General features: G+C 72.9%; 3 protein-coding genes and 1 pseudogene. All 4 read left to right on the plus strand.

Features of this window, described 5'->3' with window-relative positions; translation table 11 throughout:
* Positions 1–1471, plus strand: a 1471-nt coding sequence (locus tag H3O04_RS34435; protein WP_202589419.1) for a VTT domain-containing protein, incomplete at its 5' end; no start/stop codon positions are given.
* Positions 1462–2253 carry an endonuclease/exonuclease/phosphatase family protein gene (locus H3O04_RS34440; protein ID WP_105798007.1) on the plus strand — a complete coding sequence of 264 codons (792 nt, stop codon included), beginning with the start codon at positions 1462–1464 and terminating at the stop codon, positions 2251–2253. The genes H3O04_RS34435 and H3O04_RS34440, both read left to right, overlap by 10 nt.
* A 29-nt stretch (positions 2254–2282) precedes the next feature.
* Complete coding sequence (locus H3O04_RS34445) at positions 2283–2771, plus strand: phage protein NinX family protein (RefSeq protein WP_023478139.1); 489 nt, start codon at positions 2283–2285, stop codon at positions 2769–2771.
* Between the two features lie 151 nt (positions 2772–2922).
* Positions 2923–3785 (plus strand): annotated as a pseudogene (locus tag H3O04_RS34450) (DUF3416 domain-containing protein); the annotation flags it as partial.

A 3785-nucleotide genomic window follows, 5' to 3' on the forward strand; every position in this document is an offset into this window, starting at 1 on the left:
GCCCGACGACGACGATCCGTGGCCGCGCGAGGCGCGCGTCGACGTGCACGACGTGCAGCTCGGCATCGCCTATACGGCGCCGCGCCACGGCGGGCGTGAACCGGTGCGGCAGGTGCGCGCGCTGGTCGAGGACACGATCCGCGCCGCGCAGCGGCACCTGTATGTCGAAAACCAGTATTTCACCGCGGCGGTGGTGCGCGAATCGTTGTCCGCGCGCCTCGCCGATACAGACGGGCCGGACGTCACCGTCGTCGCGCCGCGCGTGCAGAGCGGCTGGCTGCAGGAAGCGACGATGGGCGTGCTGCGCGCGCGGCTGCACGCGACGCTCGCGTCGGCCGACCGCTTCGACCGCTACCGGCTGCTGTATCCGCACGTCGACGGGCTCGGCGACGGGTGCGTGAACGTGCACAGCAAGATCGCGATCGTCGACGACGAATGCATCGTGATCGGCAGCGCGAACCTCAATAACCGCTCGATGGTGCTCGATACCGAATGCTGCATCGCGCTCGTCGCGGCCGGTGATCCGCGCATCCGCGGCGCGATCGCCGGCATGCGCGAGCGGCTGCTGGCCGAGCATCTCGGCACGACGCCTGCGGCTGTGGCCGAAGCGTTCGCGTGTGGGGAACGGCCGAACGTCGTACTCGACCGGCTGCGCGCGAAGCCTGGCCGCACGCTGCGCACGCTCGATCCGGCCGTGTCGCCGCAATTCGAGGCGCTCGTGCCGGTCAGCGCGCGGCTCGACCCCGAGCAGCCGATCGAGCCCGACCGGTTCGTCCGCGAATTCGTGCCGCACGAACAGCACCGCTCGCTCACCGCGCGCTTTTTCGTGCTGGGCGCGATCGTGCTCGCGATCGCCGCGCTGGCGCTCGCGTGGCGCTTCACGCCGCTGGGCGCACACCTGAACGTCGCGTCGCTGTCGCACGCGGTGGCCGGCATCGCGCGGCTGCCGGCCGCGCCGGTGCTGCTGCTCGCGGCCTACGTGGTGGCGGCGACCTGCGCGGTGCCGATCACGCTGCTGATCGCCGCGACGGGGCTCGTGTTCGGCGCGTGGCCGGGCTTCGCGTATGCGGGCGTCGGCTCGATGGCGGCCGCCGCCGCGACCTACGCGCTCGGCCGCTGGCTCGGGCGCGACGCGGTGCGCCGGCTCGCCGGCCCGCGCGCGAACCGGCTGAGCGAGCACATCGGCCGGCGCGGCGTGGTGGCGATGGCCGTGCTGCGGCTGCTGCCGATCGCGCCGTTCACCGTCGTGAACCTCGTCGCCGGCGCGTCGCACATCGGGCTGCGCGACTATCTGATCGGCACCGCGCTCGGGATGCTGCCCGGCATCGTGCTGACCGTCACGTTCGCGCACCAGCTGACCGCGGCGCTCAGCCATCCGGGGCCCGGTGCGTTCGCGTGGCTCGCGGCGATCGGCCTCGCGCTGGTCGGCGTGTCGGTCCTGCTCGTGAGGATGCTGCGACGATGGCGCTGAGCCAACAACCGGCCCCGGCGCCGCACGTCGTCACCGCCGACGCGGCGCCCGCCGCCGCGCCGGGCGGGCGCGACCTGCGGATCGCGACCTACAACATCCACGGCGGCTACGGTGCGTGGCCGGCGCGTGCGGTCGACCGGATCGCGGCCGTGATCGACGAACTCGACGCGGACGTGATCGCGCTGCAGGAAGTGCCGCTCGGCGGCACGCGCGCGCCGGACGTGCTCGCGCACCTGCGCGACGCGACCGGCATGCACGCGGTGGCCGGCCCGACGATCGACACGCCCGAGCGCCGCTACGGCAACGCGGTGCTGTCGCGCTGCCCGATCCGCGCGGCGCGCACGCTCGACCTGTCGTTCCATCCGCGCGAGCCGCGCGGCGCGCTCGACGCCGACATCGACTGCAGCACGGGCCCGATCCGCGTGGTCGCGACCCATCTCGGGCTGTCGGCCAGCGAACGCAGCGCGCAGGTGCAGCGGCTGCTCGCGGCATTCGATACGGGCGCGATGCCGGTGATCCTGCTCGGCGACATCAACGAATGGTTCGTGCGCGGCCGCGCGCTGCAGGCGCTCGTCACGCGGTTCCGCCGTGCGCCGGCGCCGCGCACCTTCCCGACCGTGTGCCCGGTGTTCTCGCTGGACCGGATCTGGATTCATCCGGGCGAGCTGCTGGTCGACGTGGTCGTGCACCGCAGCGCGCGGGCGCGGCACGCGTCGGACCACTACCCGCTGGTGGCGCGGATGCGTTCGACGCCCGCGACGGGCACGGCGCTTGCGCGCTGACGCGTTTTTCGATCGAACGGAGGCAGCCCATGCGAACCGACGCACTCGACGGAAAGGATCTCGACTACTGGTGCGCACGCGCGTTGTGCGCCGATGACGAAGACACGCTGCGCTTCACGGCGGTCGCGCCGACCGTCGTCGTGACGGCCGCGTGCGACGCGTTCCGGCATCTCGACGCACCGTTCGCGCCGTCGGCGTCATGGGCCGACGCGGGCGCGGTGCTCGATCGCGTGGAGGACCTGCGGATCGCCCGCCACGGCGACGAGGTCGAATGCGACGCGACGTTCGTCGACGGCCCGTCGACCTGCGGCGCGCATGGCCACACGGCACGCGAGGCGCTGCTGCGCGCGTTCGTGCGTGCGCGCTTCGGCGACCAGGTGGACGAGCCGCCGCCGTTCCCGCACCGGATCGAACATGGCGCGGTGGTGCGGTATGACCCGGGTGTGCCGATTCCGACGACGGACGATGATGCCGCGACGGGCGACAGTTCGGATATTCGCTCCATACCGCGCATGTAGTACATACGTGGGCCTGGCGCTCATGTAAAAACGACAGGCCCTTTCAAACCGCCTTCCCCTCCACGCCCCCGTCCCGCTGACGTTCGCGCGGCAGGCACGCAGGTTGCGACGCACCGGCTTTACCGCTCGCGCCACCTGCTCACGCCCCGCCATGGACTCCACACCACCGTTCGCTCCGCACCTCTACTTCTGCGACGCCCGCCTCGTCGGGCCGCTCGACGCGTGGCCGCAAACCTTCGCGCACATCGCGGGGATGGGCTTCGATCACGTGCTGGTCGGCGCGTTCTGGGCCGCGAGCGTGGCCGGCTTTCCGCGCCACGTCGCCGATTTCCGGCGGCCGGCCCAGTCGTTCGAGACCCGCGCGAGCGCGCTCGAAACCTTCTCGCGGCTCGCGCAACTGGCGAAGGGCCACGGGCTGCGCCTGCTGCTCGAAGTCGTGCCCGACCGCATCGCGCGCGACAACCCGCTGCGCACCGAGCACCCTGACTGGTACGTCGAGCGCACGCACGACGACGCGCTGATCGATCCGCGCGGCACCGCGCACGCATTGGATATCGCGCATGCGAACACCGCCGACGAAGCCGTGCGCGACGCGCTGTCCGCGTGGTGGTGCGGGCATCTCGCGACGTACGCCGACGCGGGCGCGGCCGGCTTCCTGATCGACGCGCCGCATCACCTGCCGGCCGACTGGTGGCCGGGCTGGCGCGCGGCGCTGCGCCGTGCGCGCCCGGACGTCGCGGTGCTCGCCGGGGTGCCCGGCCATGCACGTGACGCGCTCGCGCAACTCGAAGCCGCCGGGTTCGACGCGGTGTTTTCATCGGTGCGCTGGTGGGACCTGCGCGCGCCGTGGTTCGCGGACGAACACCGGCTGCTGCGCCGCATCGGCGCGCCGATCGCGTTTCCCGATGCGCCCGACGGCCCGCGTCTCGCCGACGACTGGCCCGACGCGCCGGACGACACCGTCGCCCGCGCGTATCGCCGCGCGCTGTGGACGGCCGCGGCCGTCCACAGCGC

It is taken from the genome of Burkholderia sp. KCJ3K979 (assembly GCF_016759955.1).
Classification (GTDB): Bacteria; Pseudomonadota; Gammaproteobacteria; order Burkholderiales; family Burkholderiaceae; genus Burkholderia; species Burkholderia orbicola.

Excerpts from the sequence above, each read along its gene's own strand:
- H3O04_RS34440 (WP_105798007.1), top strand. The coding sequence starts at position 1,462 with ATGGCGCTGAGCCAACAACCGGCCCCGGCGCCGCACGTCGTCACCGCC.
- H3O04_RS34445 (WP_023478139.1), top strand. The coding sequence starts at position 2,283 with ATGCGAACCGACGCACTCGACGGAAAGGATCTCGACTACTGGTGCGCA.